The sequence below is a fragment of the Sorangium sp. So ce145 genome, from assembly GCF_051525985.1.
Taxonomy (GTDB): Bacteria; Myxococcota_A; Polyangia; order Polyangiales; family Polyangiaceae; genus Sorangium; species Sorangium cellulosum_B.
Genome location: NZ_CP150315.1, coordinates 10,836,535 through 10,853,566, shown reverse-complemented (window position 1 = coordinate 10,853,566; position 17,032 = coordinate 10,836,535). Strand labels below are relative to the sequence as shown.

At 71.9% G+C, this 17,032-nt stretch carries 13 protein-coding genes; 5 read left to right on the top strand and 8 right to left on the bottom strand.

What is annotated here, in order from left to right:
* Positions 1-39 precede the first annotated feature (39 nt).
* The 4 genes from acs to grxC form a co-directional block, all read right to left on the bottom strand.
* Complete coding sequence (acs, locus tag WMF34_RS40255) at positions 40-2,007, bottom strand: acetate--CoA ligase (protein WP_437991126.1); 1,968 nt, start codon at positions 2,005-2,007, stop codon at positions 40-42.
* A 270-nt stretch (positions 2,008-2,277) separates the two neighbouring features.
* Positions 2,278-3,510: a tetratricopeptide repeat protein gene (locus tag WMF34_RS40250; RefSeq protein ID WP_157907250.1), complete on the bottom strand. Its 1,233-nt coding sequence runs from the start codon at positions 3,508-3,510 to the stop codon at positions 2,278-2,280.
* A gap of 7 nt (positions 3,511-3,517) precedes the next feature.
* Entirely contained in the window at positions 3,518-5,191 is a 1,674-nt protein-coding gene (locus WMF34_RS40245; protein WP_012240534.1) for a serine/threonine-protein kinase, read from the bottom strand.
* Positions 5,192-5,381: 190 nt separating this feature from the next.
* On the bottom strand, positions 5,382-5,675 hold the full coding sequence (gene grxC / locus WMF34_RS40240; RefSeq protein WP_044966993.1) for a glutaredoxin 3: 294 nt from the start codon (positions 5,673-5,675) through the stop codon (positions 5,382-5,384).
* 80 nt (positions 5,676-5,755) lie between these two features.
* On the opposite strand from grxC, the gene WMF34_RS40235 reads away from it, so the two are divergent.
* From WMF34_RS40235 to WMF34_RS40220, 4 genes are all read left to right on the top strand, one after another.
* Positions 5,756-8,371 carry an ATP-dependent Clp protease ATP-binding subunit gene (locus WMF34_RS40235; RefSeq protein ID WP_012240532.1) on the top strand — a complete coding sequence of 872 codons (2,616 nt, stop codon included), beginning with the start codon at positions 5,756-5,758 and terminating at the stop codon, positions 8,369-8,371.
* 295 nt (positions 8,372-8,666) lie between these two features.
* Positions 8,667-8,975, top strand: a complete 309-nt coding sequence (gene rplU, locus WMF34_RS40230; protein ID WP_012240531.1) for a 50S ribosomal protein L21 — start codon at positions 8,667-8,669, stop codon at positions 8,973-8,975.
* A gap of 14 nt (positions 8,976-8,989) precedes the next feature.
* Positions 8,990-9,247, top strand: coding sequence for a 50S ribosomal protein L27 (gene rpmA, locus WMF34_RS40225; RefSeq protein ID WP_012240530.1), 258 nt, complete (start codon positions 8,990-8,992; stop codon positions 9,245-9,247).
* Between the two features lie 85 nt (positions 9,248-9,332).
* The gene (locus WMF34_RS40220; RefSeq protein WP_012240529.1) at positions 9,333-10,175 is read left to right on the top strand and encodes an HAD family hydrolase; all 843 of its coding nucleotides are present in this window, start codon (positions 9,333-9,335) and stop codon (positions 10,173-10,175) included.
* A gap of 81 nt (positions 10,176-10,256) precedes the next feature.
* Here WMF34_RS40220 and WMF34_RS40215 read toward each other — a convergent pair whose 3' ends face one another.
* Both WMF34_RS40215 and recD2 read right to left on the bottom strand, forming a co-directional pair.
* Positions 10,257-11,390 carry a tetratricopeptide repeat protein gene (locus WMF34_RS40215; RefSeq protein ID WP_437991125.1) on the bottom strand — a complete coding sequence of 378 codons (1,134 nt, stop codon included), beginning with the start codon at positions 11,388-11,390 and terminating at the stop codon, positions 10,257-10,259.
* Positions 11,391-11,815: 425 nt separating this feature from the next.
* Complete coding sequence (gene recD2, locus WMF34_RS40210; RefSeq protein WP_437991124.1) at positions 11,816-14,254, bottom strand: SF1B family DNA helicase RecD2; 2,439 nt, start codon at positions 14,252-14,254, stop codon at positions 11,816-11,818.
* A 214-nt stretch (positions 14,255-14,468) separates the two neighbouring features.
* Here recD2 and WMF34_RS40205 point away from each other — a divergent pair, with 214 nt between their 5' ends.
* Complete coding sequence (locus tag WMF34_RS40205; RefSeq protein ID WP_437991123.1) at positions 14,469-15,686, top strand: LysM peptidoglycan-binding domain-containing protein; 1,218 nt, start codon at positions 14,469-14,471, stop codon at positions 15,684-15,686.
* 71 nt (positions 15,687-15,757) lie between these two features.
* On the opposite strand, the gene WMF34_RS40200 is transcribed toward WMF34_RS40205, so the two are convergent.
* On the bottom strand, positions 15,758-16,393 hold the full coding sequence (locus WMF34_RS40200) for an AMIN-like domain-containing (lipo)protein (RefSeq protein WP_437991122.1): 636 nt from the start codon (positions 16,391-16,393) through the stop codon (positions 15,758-15,760).
* A 107-nt stretch (positions 16,394-16,500) separates the two neighbouring features.
* Positions 16,501-17,031, bottom strand: coding sequence for a hypothetical protein (locus WMF34_RS40195; RefSeq protein WP_012240524.1), 531 nt, complete (start codon positions 17,029-17,031; stop codon positions 16,501-16,503).
* Position 17,032: the final 1 nt, after the last annotated feature.

The window sequence follows — 17,032 nt, the reverse complement described above, 5'->3', positions numbered from 1 at the left end:
TCGCAGGGGCACGGCCGCGCCCCTGCGCCGCCGCGGGGCTCACTCCTCTTCTTGCTGGCGGAGCTTCGCCATGACGGTCAGGTCCTCGAGCGTCGAGGTGTCGCCGGTCAGCTCTCGACCAGCGGCGACGTCCTTCAGGAGCCGGCGCATGATCTTGCCGCTGCGGGTCTTCGGCAGGGCGTCCGCGAAGCGGATGGCGTCGGGGCGCGCGAACTTGCCGATCTCCTTGGCGACGTGCTCGGCGAGCTTTGCCTGGAGCTCCGGCCCGGCCTTCACCCCCGGCCGGAGCGAGACGAACACCACGAGCGCCTGTCCCTTGAGGTCGTCCGGACGGCCGACCGCGGCCGCCTCCGCGACGGAGGGGTGAGACACGAGCGCGCTCTCGATCTCGGCCGTCCCGATGCGGTGGCCGGCCACGTTCAGCACGTCGTCGATGCGGCCGACGACCCAGAAGTAGCCGTCCTCGTCGCGGCGCGCGCCGTCGCCGGTGAAGTAGCAGCCCTCGACGTCGCTGAAGTACTGCTTACGAAAGCGATCGTCGTCGCCCCACACCGTGCGCAGCATCGACGGCCACGCCTGCTTCAGGACGAGCAGCCCGCCCTCGCCCGCCGCGACGGGCTTGCCGTCCTTCGTCACGACCTCGGGCACGACGCCGAACATCGGCAGCCCGGTCGATCCCGGCTTCGAGAACGACGCGCCGGGCAGCGTGGTCATCATGATCGAGCCCGTCTCCGTCTGCCACCAGGTGTCGACGATCGGGCAGCGGCCGCCGCCGATGGTCCGGTGGTACCAGATCCACGCCTCGGGGTTGATCGGCTCGCCGACCGAGCCGAGGAGCCTGAGGCTCGACAGATCGCTCTTCGCGGGCCACTCGTCGCCCTGCCGCATGAAGGCGCGGATGGCCGTGGGGGCGGTGTAGAGGATGGTGACCCCGTGCTTCTCGATCAGCCTCCAGAAGCGGCCCCAGTCGGGGAAGTTCGGGGCGCCTTCGTACATGAGGCACGTCGCGCCGTTCGAGAGCGGGCCGTACACGATGTAGCTGTGGCCCGTCACCCAGCCGACGTCGGCGGTGCACCAGTAGACGTCGTCGTCGCGCAGATCGAAGACGTACTTCGTCGTGACGTGCGCGCCGACCAGGTAGCCGGCGGTCGTGTGGAGCACCCCCTTGGGCTTCCCGGTCGAGCCGCTCGTGTAGAGGATGAAGAGCGGGTGCTCGGCGTCGACGACCGTCGGCTCGCAGGCCGGGGCGGCCCCGGCGAGCAGGTCGTGCCAGAAGACGTCGCGGCCCTCCGTCATCTGCACCTCGCAGCGCTCCTTGCCGAGGTGCTGGTACACGACGACGCGGGTCGCGCTCTTCGCCTCCGGCTGCGCGAGCGCCTTGTCGACGGTCGCCTTCAGCGGCACGACCTGCCCGCGCCGGTACGCGCCGTCCTGCGTGATGACGAGCTTGGCTTGGCTGTCGTGGATGCGGTCGCGGAGCGCGTCCGCGGCGAAGCCGCCGAACACGACGGTGTGCACCGCGCCGAGGCGCGCGCAGGCGAGCATCGCCACGGCGACCTCGGGGACCATGCCCATGTAGATCGCGACCCGGTCCCCCTTCTCGATGCCCAGCCGCTTGAGCGCGTCGGCGAGCAGCACCGTCTCGCGGTGGAGCTGGGCGTAGGTCAGCGTGCGCGTGGCGCCGTGCTCGCCCTCCCAGATGATGGCGGCCTTGTTCTTGGTGGCCGTCGTCAGGTGTCGATCGAGGCAGCTCTCCGTGACGTTGAGGGTGGCGCCGAGGAACCACTTGGCGTGCGGCAGGGACCAGTCGCTGATCGTGGTCCACGGCGTGCGGAACACGAGGTCGCTCGTCTCCCGGCGCCAGAACGCGTCCGGCTGCTCGATGCTCTCGCGGTAGAGCGCCTCGTAGGTCGCCTGCGCGCCGACGCGCGCACGACGCGAGAACTCGGCCGGCGGCTCGAACCGGCGCGTCTCCTTGAGCAACGACGTGATGGCATCCTGCGACATGGTCACCCCTTGAGGGGACGGCGGCAGCCGATCCCCGGCCGACGTTGAAGGGGACGGCGGCAGCCGATCCCCGGCTGACGTTGAAGGGAACGGCGGCAGCCGATCCCCGGCTGACGTGATTGAAGAGGACGGCAGCAGCCGATCCCCGGCCCATGCTCCCGCTGGAGAGCGCGGCGAACCGTCTACGGCTCACCGCGAGGGCGTGCGAGGATACATCCGTCAAGCGGCAGAACAAGGATGGAACGAGCGCCCGGGATCGGCAGAGGCCGATCACCAGAACGCATAGCCGGCGTGCAAGCTGCCCCCCAGCTGCAGCAGCACGGCCGAGTAGAGCGTGACGTCGTCCTGATCGCTGTTCTTGTAGCTGATGCCGCGCGACGACTGGAAGTAGCTGTCGAGTGAGAACCCGAGGAGCACGCCCCCGAGGTCCAGCTCGACGCCCACCTCGGAGAACACGAACGCGTTCACCCCGGCGGCCTTCTGGCACAGGCCATCGCAGATGTCTCCGTCCTGCGTCTTGATGCTGTCGAACTTCACCGAATCGTAGGTGAGACCGCCCCCGATCGAGCCCACGAACCGCCAGGTCTGCCCAGGGGTCATCAGGCGGACGTTCAGCCCGAGGCGCGTCGAGCCGAGCGTGTAACTGGCATTCGGGTACGCGGGGTCGTCCGAGCCGGTCGCGATGTTCGCGTACTGGAGCATCACGTCGAACGCCGCGGGGGTGTTCACGCGGTATCCCACCCGGATCGAGCCAGCCCCGCCGCTGTTCGCCTCCGGCGCCGGGAAGGCTCGCGGGTGGCCGAGCGGCCAGAGCAGCGACGCGGCGCCGATCACATAGTAGCCCTGCGGCGGGAGCGAGAGGGGCACCGGCTTCGGCGGAGGGGGCAGGGGCGGCGTGAACGGCTGCGCCGCCGGGGTCGCGGGGGCTCTGTCCGGGACCAGCGCGAGCTTCACCTTCTTGTCGCGCTCGCCGCTCACCACGGTGACGCTCTCGTCGGCGCTCGCGTGCCCCTCGGCGCGCGCGCCGATGCGGTGCACCCCCGGCCCGAGCTCCACGACCCGCGTCCCCGAGGACGAGGGGGGCTGCTCCTCGCCGTCGATGATCAGCGTGGCGGTCTGTGGGCTGAGCTCGATCGTGAGATGGGCGAGGAGCGCGCGCATCTCCTCGATGGCGCTGCGCGCCGTCTTCTCGTCGCCCTCATCCATCGTGTCGCGGTGCTGCGCGAGCGCGCGCTCGAGCGCCGCGATGGCCCTCGGGTAGTTGAAGAGGGCCTTCTCGGCGAGCGCGATGTTGAACAGCGGGCTGGCCTTCGGCTTCTCCTTGTAGGCCGCCTCGAACTCGACGACCGCGGCCCGGTAGTTCCTGTCCTGGAACAGCTTGATGCCGTTCTCCATGTGCTGCCGGTACGGCTCGACCTGCGCGAGCGCCGGCGAGAGCTGCACGGCCAGGCCGAGCGTCGCCGCGCAGAGCGCCAGCGTGAGTCGTCCGTGTGATCTGCGCAAACCCGCCTCAGTCGACCTTGAGCTGCAAACCAGCCGCGACCCCCGCCGGCTTCGGCGTCGCCACCGCCGGGGTGGCCTGCGCCGGACCGGCGGCCTTCGCCCCGGCGCCCGTGCCCCTGGGGCGCGCCGCGAGGGGGAGCGCCGTCGCCTTCTTCGGGATCGGCTCGGCCTTGGGCGCCGGGGCGGGCGCGACGGGCGCCGCGGGCGCGACGGGCGCCGCGGTCGCGGCCTCGGCCGGGGGCGGCGCCGGTGTCACGGCCGCCGGCAGCGGGTGGAGCAGGACCTCGATCGGGGAGTTGCCGTCCTGGAGCGTCACCTCCTTGTCCACGGGCGTGTAGCCGGAGGCCTCGATCCGCACGCGCTTCGTCTCGCCCGTGCGGCCGCGCAGCGTGCGGTCGGCCAGCGCCACACCGTCGATGGTGAAGAGGGCGCCCTCGGCGTTCGTCCGGAGCTCGACCGAGACCTGGGCGGGCAGCGCAGGCGCGGTGGCCACCGTGCTCGCCTCCGGCGCGCGGCGCGCGTGGAGGACCGCGCCGGCGAGGCCGCCAACCAGCGCGACCAGCGCCACCGCGGCGAACGCGAGCCGCCGCGGGCCGCGCGCGCCCGTGGGCCCGCTGCTCGACCAGCCCACCTTCGAGCCGCTCCCGTGCACCTCGAGCGTCGGATCCAGCCCGATGTTCGGATCACCCGGCGTCTGCTTCGCCGGCGTCTGCCCGAGGGCGCCAGGAGCGCTCGTCGTGTGCGCTCCGAGCTCGTCGCTCGAGCTGCGCCGTGACGCGAGGAGCCCGCCGGCGCCGACGACCAGGGCGTCCAGGAAATCTCGCGCGGAGGAGAACCTCGCGTCCCTGTCCCGCGTGAGCGCCTTGGCGATCACACGCGCGATCGGCTCGGGGACGGCCGGGTTGCTCATCCGCACGTCGAGGGCGTCCTTCATGCAGATGTTGACGATCACCTGCTCGTACGAGCTGCCGCTGTGCGGCGGGTGTCCCGTGAGGCACTCGTAGAGGATCGCGCCGGCGGCCCAGAGATCGGTCCTGCCGTCCACGTCGGGCATCGCCTGCGCCTGCTCCGGCGACATGTAGAACGGCGTTCCGAGCACCGTGCCCTGCCGGGTCAACGTGTGGGCCGGAGCGCCGTCGGCGCGGCGCATCTTCGAGATGCCGAAGTCCAGGATCTTGGCGAAGTTCGGGTCGTCGTCGCGGTCGACAAGGAAGACGTTGTCCGGCTTGAGGTCGCGGTGGACGATGCCCGCCTCGTGGGCGCGGTGAAGGCCGCGGAGCAGCTGCGCGGTCACGTGGAGCGCCTCGCCGAGGTCGAGCCTGCCGCAGCGCCGGATGCGGTGGCCCAGGTCCTCGCCCCGGAGCAGCTCCATGACGAGGAAGGGGGTGTCGTCGGCGAAGCCGGCGTCGAAGATCTCGACGATGTGCGCGCTCTCGACGGCGCTGGCCGCCTGCGCCTCGCGGTGGAACCGCGCCACCGCGTCCTTGTTCTGCGCGAGATCGCCGTCGACGAACTTCATCGCGACGCGCTTGCCGATGGCGGTATTCACCGCCTCGTAGACCGTGCCCATCCCGCCACGCCCGATCGTCCGTACGATTTCGTACTTCTGAACCCGCTTTCCGACGAGCGCCCCCTCGACCGGCTGGGTCGCTGCGGCGGTGGTGTCGGTGCTGCTAGGCATGGCGGTTCGACGTGGGGGAAGCGGACGAAGCCCGTGAAGCCCTTTGGACGAACCGCATCAAAGAAAGCTGCGCCCCGTCCCCGCGCGGCAGCTTATCACCTCCCCACGCCGGGGTGCACCTTCGCCGGCGGGGCCCCAGGGGTGCGTCCGACGAGGATTCTCCGTCGTACCTCAGCCACCCTCATCCGCCTCAGCGCGGCATGGGAGGTGCGTCCGCGCTCGGCGCCTCACCGAGGCGCGGATCGAGCCCCCCCTCCTTGTCCAGGGCCGAGAGGTCGCTGAATCCGCCGATGCTGGCTCCATTGATGAAGATCTGAGGGACCGTCCGCTGCCCGGAGGCCTTGACCAGCCAGGCGCGGAGGTCATCGCGGTTCTCCACGTTGATCTCCGTGAAGCGCGCCTGCTTCTGCGTCAGCAGGCGCTTCGCCATGGCGCAGTATGGGCAGTAGTCGGTGACGTAGATGGTGACTTCGGCTGCTTGCATGGGCATCTCGTCCTCTTTCCTTTCCCGGGCAGGCCAAAGATGCAAGCGCACAGGGCTCCACCTTGCGGTAGGCTGCGCGCATGGCCGAGAAAGAGGGCACGATTCACCTCGATCGCTATACCGGCGACGCGAAGCAGGTCGTCGCCGGTGCACAGCAGATCGCGGACGAGCGCCAGCACGCCGAGGTCACGCCGCTGCACCTGCTCATGAGGTTGCTGGAGCGCGACCGGGGCGTGTCCGAGGTCTTTCGGCGGGCGGGTGCCGACCCGAACGAGGTGCTCCAGCTCGCCGAGAACGCCCTGAAGAAGCTGTCCAGGGCGGGCAGCAGCGGTGTTGCCTACGTGAGCCCTCGCTTGCTCGATCTGCTCGGGCGCGCCGAGCGGGAGGCGACCCGGGACAAGTCGCAGAACGTGGGCATCGAGCACCTGTTGCACGCGCTCGCCCAGGAGATCCGCGGGCCTGCCGGGGAAATCCTCTCTTCGTTCGGCATCGGTCCGGGCGCGTTCCGGCCGCACCTCGGGGCGCTGGAGGCGGCCTCGCGGGAGCCCTCGCCCGCGCCGGCCAACGCGGCCGAGCCGGGTCAACCCGCGCCCTACACGCGGGACCTCGTCGCGGACGCGCGCGAGGGGCGGTTCGACCCGGTCATCGGCCGTGACGTCGAGGCGCGCCGCTTGCTGCAGATCCTCGAGCGGCGGTTCAAGAACCACCCCCTCATCGTCGGCGAGCCCGGCGTGGGCAAGACAGCGCTCATCCGGGGCCTGGCCGACCGGATCGCGCACGGCGACGTGCCCACGAACCTCGCGGGCGCCCACCTCTACGAGCTCGACACCGGCGCGCTCGTCGCCGGGGCGAAGCTCCGCGGGGAGATCGAGCAGCGCCTCAAGGTCCTGGTCGATCGGCTGCGCGGCGAGCAGGACGCGGAGAGCATCCTCGTCGTCGAGGATCTCGACGCGCTCTTCGGCCAGGGGGTGCAGGGTGCCGGCGTGGGCGAGCTCCTGAAGCCGCTCCTGTCGCGCGGGGAGATCCGGATCATCGCCACGACGACGCCCGAGGGCGTGCGCAAGATCAACGAGCGCGATCCCGGGATCATCCGGCGGTTCTCGACGATCACGCTGGAGGCGCCGAGCATCGATCAGGCGACGGAGATCCTGCGCGGGATCGCCACGAAGTACGAGGCCCACCACCGCGTCCGGGTGGGGGAGAGCGCCATCACCTCGGCGGTCGCGCTGGCCAAGCGGTACATCTCGGACCGCGCGCTCCCCGACACGGCGGTGGACCTGCTCGACGAGACGTCCGCCCGCAAGCGGGTGGAGGTCGACGGCGTGCCGGCCGAGCTCGACACGCTGACCCGGCGTGTCGACGCGCTCCGCGCCCAGATCGCCGCGCTCGCGGACGACGACGACAAGCTCAGCGTCCAGACCCGCACGCGCCTGGAGGCGGAGCTCGCGGAGATCGAGCCGAAGGCGTCGTCGATGCGCAGCCGTAACGCGTCGCGCCGCGGCGTCATCGCGGCGTGCCAGGCCATCCGCCGGGAGCTCGTCGCCGCGACGGAGGCCTTGAAGGCTGCCCAGCGCGACAAGGCGTTCGCCAAGATCGGCGAGCTCGAGCACGTCACGCTCCCGGAGATCAGGCGGCGGCTCCAGGCCGCGGAGGAGGCCGCGCAGCGGGAGGGGGTCGCGCCGACCTCGAACGTCGTCGCCGAGTCGGACGTGGCGGCGACGCTCAACGACTGGACCGGCATCCCGGTGGCCAAGATGCTCGAGGGCGAGGCCGAGAAGCTCCTCAAGATGGAGGCGCGGCTCGCGCAGCGGGTGGTGGGTCAGGACGAGGCGGTGCGCGCGATCGCGAAGGCGGTGCGCCGCGGGCGCGTCGGCCTGCGCGATCCGGGCAAGCCGATCGGCTCGTTCCTGTTCCTCGGCCCGAGCGGCGTCGGCAAGACGGAGCTCGCGAAGGCGCTCGCCGAGTTCCTGTTCGACGACGAGCAGGCGCTGACGCGCATGGATATGAGCGAGTTCATGGAGCGCCACATGGCCCAGCGCCTGATCGGGGCGCCCCCGGGCTACGCGGACAGCGAGCAGGGCGGCTTCCTCACCGAGGCCGCCCGGCGCCGGCCGTACAGCGTGCTCCTGTTCGACGAGGTCGAGAAGGCGCACGCGGACGTGTTCAACCTGCTGCTCCAGATCCTCGACGACGGCCGGCTCACCGACGGCCGCGGCCGGCTCGCCGACTTCTCGAACACGGTCGTCATCATGACCTCGAACATCGGGTCGAAGCGCGTGCTCGAGACCGACGCCAAGCTCTGGACCACGGAGGACGGGCGCGAGGCGATCCGCGACGTCCTGCTCGAGGAGCTGCGCGGGTTCTTCCGCCCCGAGTTCCTGAACCGGGTCGACGACATCGTCGTGTTCAAGGCGCTCAGCAAGGAGGACCTCCGGGGCATCGTCGACATCCAGCTCCGCCGGCTGGAGCAGCTGCTCACGGACAAGGACATCCGCCTCGCCCTCACGGACGCCGCGAAGGCCCGGCTCGTCGAGCTCGGCTACGAGCCGAGCCTCGGCGCTCGCCCGCTGAAGCGGGCGATCCTGCGCGAGCTCCAGAACCCGCTCGCCGAGACGATCCTCGCCGGCGGGTACCAGCCCGGCCAGACGATGCAGGTCGACGTGGTCGACGAGAAGTTCGTCTTCACCAAGGCGTGAGGGCGAAACAGGCGCGCGGTACGGCGGTGCGCGACGAGCGGCGAGCGCGACCCGCGCCGCGACCGGGCGCGCGGTCCGGGCTGCGCGTTGCAGGGGCTTTCCAGGGCCTTGCCCACGCCCGGAGGCCGCGGGCGTCGCTCCGGCGAAGAACCTGGGCGACGCCGCTGCGAAGCACTTGCCAAGCCGGAGAAGGTCCGTATACTGCCGCTCCCTCGCTCACCGGGTCCTCCGATCGAGGGCCATTTGCGTGGCGTATGGCGAGGGATCGCGGTCCCCAGGTTGAGGAAGACGCACCATGTACGCGGTCATCAAGACGGGCGGCAAGCAGTATCGGGTCGCCGAAGGTCAGAAGCTCCGGGTTGAGAAGCTTGTCGGCAATGCCGGTGACAAGGTCACCTTCAGCGAGGTGCTCCTCGTCGGCGGTGACTCTCCCAAGATTGGCAAGCCCCTCGTGAGCGGCGCCTCCGTCGCCGCCGAGATCACCGGGCAGGACCGCGGCAAGAAGATCGTGGTCTTCAAGTTCAGGCGGCGGAAGAACTACCGCCGCAAGAACGGCCATCGCCAGCCGTACACCGAGCTCAAGATCACCGGCATCACCGCCTAGCAGGAGAAGTAGAGATGGCTCACAAAAAAGGCGGCGGCTCCTCCAGGAACGGCCGTGACTCGAACGCGCAGCGCCGTGGGGTGAAGGTGTACGCCGGGGCGCCCGTGCGCGCTGGCAACATCCTGGTCCGGCAGGTCGGCTCCTCGATCCACGCTGGCCACAACGTCGGCACCGGCCGCGACTTCACGCTCTTCGCCCTCGTCGACGGCGTCGTCACGTACGAGTGGAAGTCCAACACCAAGAAGCAGGTGTCGGTCTACCCGGCTTCCTGAGCCTTCCTCACCGGGAGGGCGCCCTGATCCATCCCATCCCGTCCCGCCTGCTGCGCTCCACGCGCTTCCGAGCTACTCAAGCGCGGTGACGACCTACAAACTCCTCGCCCTCGACGTCGACGGGACCCTCGTCCGTCGTGATGGGTCCATCCACGACGAGGACTTCCGCGCCATCCAGCGGCTCCAGGATGCCGGCGTCCCGGTCTCGATCGCGACCGGGCGCCTGTACTCGGGGACGCGCGAGGTCGCGCGGCGGATCGGCGTGCTCGGCCCCATCGCTTGCGTCGACGGCAGCCACATCGTGCACACCGAGGGCGACGCGCACCTGTACTCGCGCACGATCTCCGGCGCCGAGGCGTCCCTCCTGCGCTCGATCACCGAGCGGCACGCGACGGCGTCGTTCCTCTTCGCGCAGGACAGCATCGTCCACGACGCGACCGGCGCGCCGCACGTCCACTATGTCCGGGGCTGGTCGCACGCCATCGCCGAGGTCGAGCGCGTCTCGTCGCACCCGTACTGGGAGCACGAGCACGGCCTGCTCGCGCTGGTCGCGCTCGGGACCGAGCTCCAGGTCGCGGCGGCCGTCGAGGAGGTCCGGTCCGAGCTCGGTGAAGCGGCCTTCGTCGTCTCGTTCCCCCTCCTGCGGGACGGCCACGCGAGCCTCTTCGCGATGATGGTCCGGGCCGCTGGGCCGACGAAGGGCACGGCGATCGCGTGGCTCGCGGAGCACCACGGCTGCGAGCTGTCGGACGTGGTCGTCGTCGGCGACTGGCTCAACGACGTGCCGATGTTCGAGGTGGCGGGGCGATCGTTCGCGATGGCGCAGGCGCCCGAGCAGGTGAAGCAGGCGGCGACGGACCGCCTGAAGGCCGACGGCCTGGTGGGCGGCGGCATCGCCGAAGCCATCCGCCGCGCCTTCGGTCACTGAGCGCCGGCAGACGGCGAGCGCTGGGGGTAACGAAGGCAGCGGAGGAGCGCCGCTCAGCGCTCCCCCACGCGTTCGTGCGCGTCAGGCCTTGCGCTGCGCCGGCTGGGCCGCCGCGGCGAGCTGCTGCTGCTGCTGCTGCAGGTACTGAGCGACGGCGCGCGACCGCTCGATGGCGAACTGCTTGACCTCCTTGTTCGGAGAGCCCGCGAGGGCGTTCAGCAGCTTGGTCACCTTCTCGAGCTGGCGCGACTGGAACAGCGCCTCGAAGTAGTTGTTCGCCAGGCGCACGTCGCGGCTCATCTTCGCCTCGTGCGGCTGGAGCAGGCGGACCACCGCCTCGAGGTCGTTCTTCTGCCCGTAGAGCGCCGAGAGGCAGAGCAGCGCCAGCGGGTTGTCCGGGTTCTGCGCGACCGCCTTCTTGGCGTACTCGACCGCCTTGTCCCGCGTCTCCTCGTTGGCCGCGTAGAAGCCCTGGATCGCGATGTACGGCGCGGCCGTCTTCTTGTCGGCCGAGAACTTCTCGACCGCGGCGACCGCGCTCGCCTCGTCGCCGCGCTGCTTCTCGTACTGGAAGAGGTAGGCCCACGCGTCGATACAGTCCACGTCGATCGAGAGCGCCTTCTCGATGAACTCGCGCTCCTTCGCGTCGTCCTTCTTCGCCTGGTAGAGCTTCGCGAGGTGCAGCGAGGGGTAGGGGTTGTCCTTGAGCAGGTTCTGCGCGCCCTTCAGCGTCCCCTCGGCCTTGTCGTGCTTGTCCTGCGAGAGCTGCGCGATGCCGAGCGCGAGCCAGTCGTCGCCCGTGCCGCCCTTCGCGACCACCTTCGAGAGCACCTGCTCGGCGCGCGCCAGCCGGTTGTGCTTGAGGAGCTCCTGCGCGTAGATGCGCCCGCGGTTCAGGTCGTCCGGCTGCTCGGTCCAGTGCTTCTCGAGCCCCGCGAGCAGGTCCTCCAGGCCGATCGCGATCGGGCGCCCCTGATCGTCCTGCACCTGCACCGCCGGCCCATTGAAGCCGAGGAGCTGCCACATCTGCTCGAGGGTCACCGCCGCGGGACCCTGCTCGAGCAGGCCTTTCAGCTCGTCGGTCGGCTTGTTCATCGGGATGACGATGAGCGCGTTCCCCGGCACGCCGTTCGGAAACGCGCTCACGGGCGCGACGATCGCCGCCCCTCCGGTGATGTTGAGCCCACCCGCCTGCTGCTGTCCGTTGGTCGTCATCGTCGATGCTCCGAGATCTCTCCCCCACGCGCGCCGAGGCGCAGGCATCACCCAGCCTCGCCCCGGTACCCTGCGCGCCGTCATGATGGGGGCAGTAGTTCGTGTAGAAGGGGCGCGAACGCTAGCAGGGAGGGCCCAGCCGGGCAACGGGGGAGCTCGGAGCGCGCGCGGCCTCATCGCGGCCATCGCGTTCGGGTCAGACGCGCTTCCGCCGCCTCCGCCGCTTCCACCGCTTCCTCCCGTGAATCCGCGCGTCGCGACCGTGAACCTCGCCGCGGTCCCCGCGCTCGAAGCCGGCTGCGCCGCTGCGGCTCGCGTCGCCGCCGCCGCCTCGCGGTCGCTCGTGTGATCCCTGTCGTGCTCGCCGTCGCTATCGCCGTCTCGGACGCCCATCTCGCTCGCCCTCTCCCTCGCCGCGCGCCGTCCTAGTCGAGTCGTGGGCCGGCGGCGAGGGGTGCCTCGAGCGTGCGCGCCGAGCCAGCGCGCGCCGGCGCGCCGCCGCGCAGCCGCTCCGCGAGGTGGGTGCGGCGCTCCTCACGGCGGGTCTCCGCCAGCGCCAGCGACACGGCCCGCGGATCCGCCACGAGCACCACGAGCCGCTTGCCGCGCGTCACCGCCGTGTAGATGAGGTTGCGCGACAGCATCACGAAATGCTGGGTGAGGATCGGCACGATCACCGCCGGATACTCGCTCCCCTGGCTCTTGTGGATGCTCGTCGCGTACGCGAGCGTCAGCTCGTCGATCTCCGCTTCCTCGTAGCTGACCTCGCGATCGTCGAAGCGCACCTGGAGCTTCCGCTCCTCGGTGTTCACGTCCGTGATGAAGCCGACGTCGCCGTTGTACACCTCACGGTCGTAGTCGTTGCGGAGCTGCATCACCTTGTCGCCGAGCCGTAACGTCCTCGCGCCGCGCGTGACGCTCGGGCCCTCGGGGTTCAGCGCCGCCTGCAGCCGCGCGTTCAGCGTGATCGCCCCCGCCTCGCCCTTGTGCATCGGCGTCAGGACCTGGACGTCGCGCCGCGGATCCAGCCCGAACCCCTTGCCGATGCGCTCCGTCACGAGGTGGAGGATCAGATCCGCCGCCGCCTCGGCCTCGATCCGCTCGATCACGTAGAACTCGCCGCCGGGCCCGCGCGCGCCCTCCGGCGGCTCGCCGTCGTGGATGCGGTGCGCGTTCCGGACGATGAGGCTGCCCTCGGCCTGGCGGAAGATCTGCGTGAGCCGCACCGTGGGCACCTCGCCGGAGGCGATCACGTCCCGCAGCACCGCGCCCGGCCCCACCGACGGGAGCTGATCGACGTCGCCCACCAGCACGAGGCGCGCGCCGTCGGACGTCGCCTGCAGGAGCGCGTCGGCGAGCGCCAGGTCGAGCATCGACGCCTCGTCGACCACGATGGCCCCCGCCTCGATCGGCCGGCCCCGCTGGCGGCCGAACTTGCGCTGCTTGGGATCGAACTCCAGCAGGCGGTGGAGCGTGACGGCCTCCCGCCCCGTCGCCTCGCTCATCCGCTTCGCGGCGCGGCCCGTGGGCGCGGCGAGCCGCACCGGGAGCCGGGCGCGGTCGAAGAGCGCCAGGATGGCCCGGACGATGGTCGTCTTGCCCACGCCCGGGCCGCCCGTGATGACCAGCACCTTGTTCCGCGCCGCCTGCGCCACGGCGTCCCGCTGGGCAGGCGCCAGCGAGACCTGCGTCTTCGCCTCGAACGCGGCGATCGCCGCGTCGACGCCCTCCACGAGGCGCGCCTCGGGCGCCGCGTCGTCCTCGTCGTCGCCCAGCAAGGAGCGCATCCGGCGCGCGAGCCGCACCTCGGCCTCGTGGAGGTCCTTCGGGTAGACGGCCACCTCGCCGGTCTCGAGCGTCTCGACCCGCACATGGCCGCTCGCCACGAGCGCGTCGATCGCGCTGTCGACCTCGGCGGCGTCGCGCTCGAGCATCGCCGCCGCGAGCTCCGCGAGCTCCGGCCGCGCCGCCAGCGTGTGGCCGCGCGTCGACAGATCGACCAGCGTCTGCAGTACGCCCGCTTGCGCCCGCTCCGGCGAGTCGGCCCGGACGCCGATCGAGCGCGCGATCCGGTCGGCGGTCTTGAAGCCGATGCCCCACACGTCGAGCGCGAGCCGGTACGGGGAGCGGGAGACGATGTCGATCGCGTGGGGGCCGAACCGCTTGTAGATGCGGCTCGCCAGCGCCGGGGAGGCGCCGTGCGCCTGGAGGAAGATCATGATGGCCCCGATCGCCCGCTGCGCCGCCCACGCCTTCGCGACCGCCTGCGCGCGCCGCTGGCCGAGCCCGGGGACCTCGGCGAGCCGCTCCGGCGACCGGTCGAGGATCTCCAGCGTCTCCGTGCCGAACGCCTCCACGATCCGCTTCGCGTACGCCGGGCCGATGCCCTGCACCATGCCGGACCCGAGGTAGCGCTCGAGCCCATCGAGCGTGGCGGGGGCGATCGGCAGCAGGGTCTCGACCTTGAGTTGCTCGCCGTGCTTGGGATCGCGCTCGTAGCGCCCCGTCGCGCGCACGCGCGTGCCCGGCCCGACCTGCGGGAACACGCCGACCCAGACCTCCGGCGGGGCGCCGGGGGTGACCTCCACCCGCAGCACCCGGAAGCCGCTCGACTCGCTCTCGTACGTGACGCGGACGACCTCTCCCTCGACCGTCGCCGCCCCGTTGCCCGCCACCTCCCGGGCCGAGAAGAGCTTCTGCTGGCCCCCACCGCCCGGCTGCCGCTCACCGGTCCCGCCCGTCCCGCCCGTGCGCTCGCCGCGATCGTCGTGGCGCGGCGCGTTGTCCGGCCCCGGCGTCGGCGCCGGCGCGGCTGCCCCCCGGGCCGCTCGATCGGGGCGGCCGCTCCGCTGGGACGGTTGCACGAGGGCAGCATGTAGCCGCCGGCGCGGCGGCGGCAACGCCCTCGTGCGCGGACGCGAGCGCCGCTGCAAAACATCGCGCAACGCCGCATGGCGCCCCGTAACCTGGGCTCACGCTGAACGCGCGTCGCGTGGAGCGCGCCGCACGCGAGCGCGGGGCCGCGGTTGGCGTCGCTCCCTCGCGTCGGTATAGTGGCCCGCGATGGGGCGCAGCAGCTTGGTTTCCGTCCTCTGCGCCCTCCTCCTCGCGGGCTGCGCCGGGAGGGCGCCGGAGGCGGCGCGGTCCAAGGACAGCCTGCTGCGCGTGGCCTCCGGGGTGTCCTCGGAGCAGCGCGGCGCCTCGCCCGCGCCCGGGACGGCGGCGGAGGAGGCCGCGCTCGCGGACGCCCACGATGCCGAGGTCGACGACGACGACGGTGAGGTCGACGACGGCCTGGAGCCGCCGGCGGATCCGGGCACCGGTGCGCGGGCGCACTCGCCGCTCTCGGCGATGACCGAGGCCCAGATCGAGGAGCTTTTCTCGAAGGACCCCGCGGCGCTCGGGCCGATGTCGCTGGGCGCGACCAACGCGGGCGCGCTGTTCAACGGCGTCCGGATGCCCGAGGGCGATCGGTGGGAGCTCGTCGATCCGGCCCACGCCTGGGGGACGCGCGAGACGATCGACGCGCTCGACCGGGCGATCGCTGAGGTGCACCGGCAGTTCCCGGGGAGCCCGAAGCTCTACATCGGGCACATCAGCGCCCGGGAGGGCGGCCGCCTCTCGCCGCACAAGAGCCACCAGGCCGGGCGCGACGTCGACATCAGCTATTTCCTCGACGCCCGGCACCGCTGGTACCAGCGGGCCACGGCGGCGAACCTCGATCGGGAGCGCACCTGGGCCTTCGTCCGGGCGCTCGTCACCGAGACCGACGTGGAGCTCATCCTCATCGACAGCAGCGTGCAGCGGCTGCTCAAGGAGCACGCGCTGAAGATCGGGGAGGACAAGGACTGGCTCGACGAGGTCTTCCAGCTCGGGTCGAGGAAGCCGCGCCCGCTCATCCGCCACGCCCGGGGGCACGCGAACCACATCCACGTCCGGTTCTACAGCCCGGTCGCCCAGGAGTCGGCCGCGCGCGCGTATCCGCTGCTGGTGAAGCGCGGGGCCATCAAGCCCACGTCGCAGTACGTGCGCCACACCGCGAAGAAGGGGCAGACCCTGGGCTCGCTGGCCCGGCAGTACGGCACCACCGTGGAGGCGATCAAGCGGGCCAACGGCCTTCGATCCACGGCGATCCAGGCGAAGCGCGTCTACAACATCCCGCGGCCGTCCAGCGGCCCCGCCGCGCCGCCGAAGCAGATCGTCGTGCCGCCGCGGAGGCTGCCCCCGCCGAAGGCGGCCGACGCGCCCCCGCCGCCGGCGCGCCACGGCGAGCCCGGGCCCGCGCTGGACGGCTGAGGGGCGGGGCGCGCCGCGCCCTGCGGCCCGCCCGCGGCGCGGGGAGCCGCAGGGGTGCCGTGGACGCGGCCTCAGTGCTTCACGTCGACGACGAGCCGCGCCGGCTTGCTCAGCTCGAGGACGCGGTACCGGTTCGGCGACGAGACCCCGAGCACCCAGGTCACCTCGGCCTCGAAGTCGCACGTCCGCTCGATCTCGCGCGCCACGCCGAGCGCGAGCTTCCGCTCGCGGAACGGGACCGTGGCGTTCCCCGCGTCGTTGTGCGCCGCCGCGGGGGTCATCCGCACCGCGAGCCATGCGTCGCCCGCGATCTCCGTCGCTTCTCCCGAGCCGCACTGGCGCACCGGTTTGTCGATGTAATCGATGTGGTAGCCCGGCACCGCGTCCCCCTCGAACTCGAACACGACGCGGTCGTAGTGCTCGTGCCGGGCCGTTCGCACGTCGCGCAGGACCGCGACCTTCGCGCCGGCGCGCGGCTTGTCGGTGGCGCCCGCGGTGCCCTCGAACGCGTCGGTGCTCGTGGGATCGGCCTCCTTCGGGGGCCGCGGCGTGGGCGGCTCGTCGTCGATCGCCGGCTCGGCGGAGGCGCGCGTGTCGATCGGCGTGACGTTCGGCATGGGCTGGGCAGGCTCGCTGCCGGCGCCGTTGCGGCAGCCCGCGGCGAGCGACACGGCGGCGGCTGCGAGCAGCAGGGCGGCGGTCTTCATGAGGTTCCTTCCATGGTGCCGCGGCCTCCGCGCGTCCACCGAGACGCCGACGCGCACCGCGACGCGGCGGCGCTCGCGCGGGCGGGGCGGCCGGCGCGCCTCGAGGATCACCGCGCCGAGGCCCGCGCTCGGCTCAGGATGGCCGCGAGCCGGGGCACGATCTCGTCCACCGCGCGCTCGCCCTTCACGGATCCCTCGACGCGGAGGGGCGTTCCCCGGCCGTCCTCGCCGGGCACGACGAAGAGCGGGATCATCTCCGACGCGTAGCCGGCCTCGGCGAGCCGCTCCCGATCGCTGTCGAGGTCGAACTCCAGCAGGCGCAGGGCAGGCAGGACCGCGTCGAGCTGGCCGGCCTTCACCGCGTCGTGAAACCTCGTGCACGGCTCGCACCAGGGCGCGCCCACGTAGACGACGAGCTCGCGGCCCTCCCGCCGCGCGCGCTCCCGCGCCTGCTGCACCAGCGCGGCGAGCTCGCCGCCCTCCGGCGCCGGCTCGAGCTCGGCCCGCAGCGCCGCCGGCCGCGTGGCCCCGCTCCCGGCGGTTGGCTGGGAGGTCTCTTCCCGCGAGCAGCCGAGCAGCGCCGCGAGACAGAGGAACAGCCCAGCGCAAACCGACCCCTTTCTGCGATGACCGTTCACG

Coding starts and splice junctions, on each gene's coding strand:
- rplU (WP_012240531.1), top strand. CDS start 8,667: ATGTACGCGGTCATCAAGACGGGCGGCAAGCAGTATCGGGTCGCCGAA.
- acs (WP_437991126.1), bottom strand. CDS start 2,007: ATGTCGCAGGATGCCATCACGTCGTTGCTCAAGGAGACGCGCCGGTTC.
- grxC (WP_044966993.1), bottom strand. CDS start 5,675: ATGCAAGCAGCCGAAGTCACCATCTACGTCACCGACTACTGCCCATAC.
- WMF34_RS40235 (WP_012240532.1), top strand. CDS start 5,756: ATGGCCGAGAAAGAGGGCACGATTCACCTCGATCGCTATACCGGCGAC.
- WMF34_RS40245 (WP_012240534.1), bottom strand. CDS start 5,191: ATGCCTAGCAGCACCGACACCACCGCCGCAGCGACCCAGCCGGTCGAG.
- WMF34_RS40215 (WP_437991125.1), bottom strand. CDS start 11,390: ATGACGACCAACGGACAGCAGCAGGCGGGTGGGCTCAACATCACCGGA.
- WMF34_RS40200 (WP_437991122.1), bottom strand. CDS start 16,393: ATGAAGACCGCCGCCCTGCTGCTCGCAGCCGCCGCCGTGTCGCTCGCC.
- rpmA (WP_012240530.1), top strand. CDS start 8,990: ATGGCTCACAAAAAAGGCGGCGGCTCCTCCAGGAACGGCCGTGACTCG.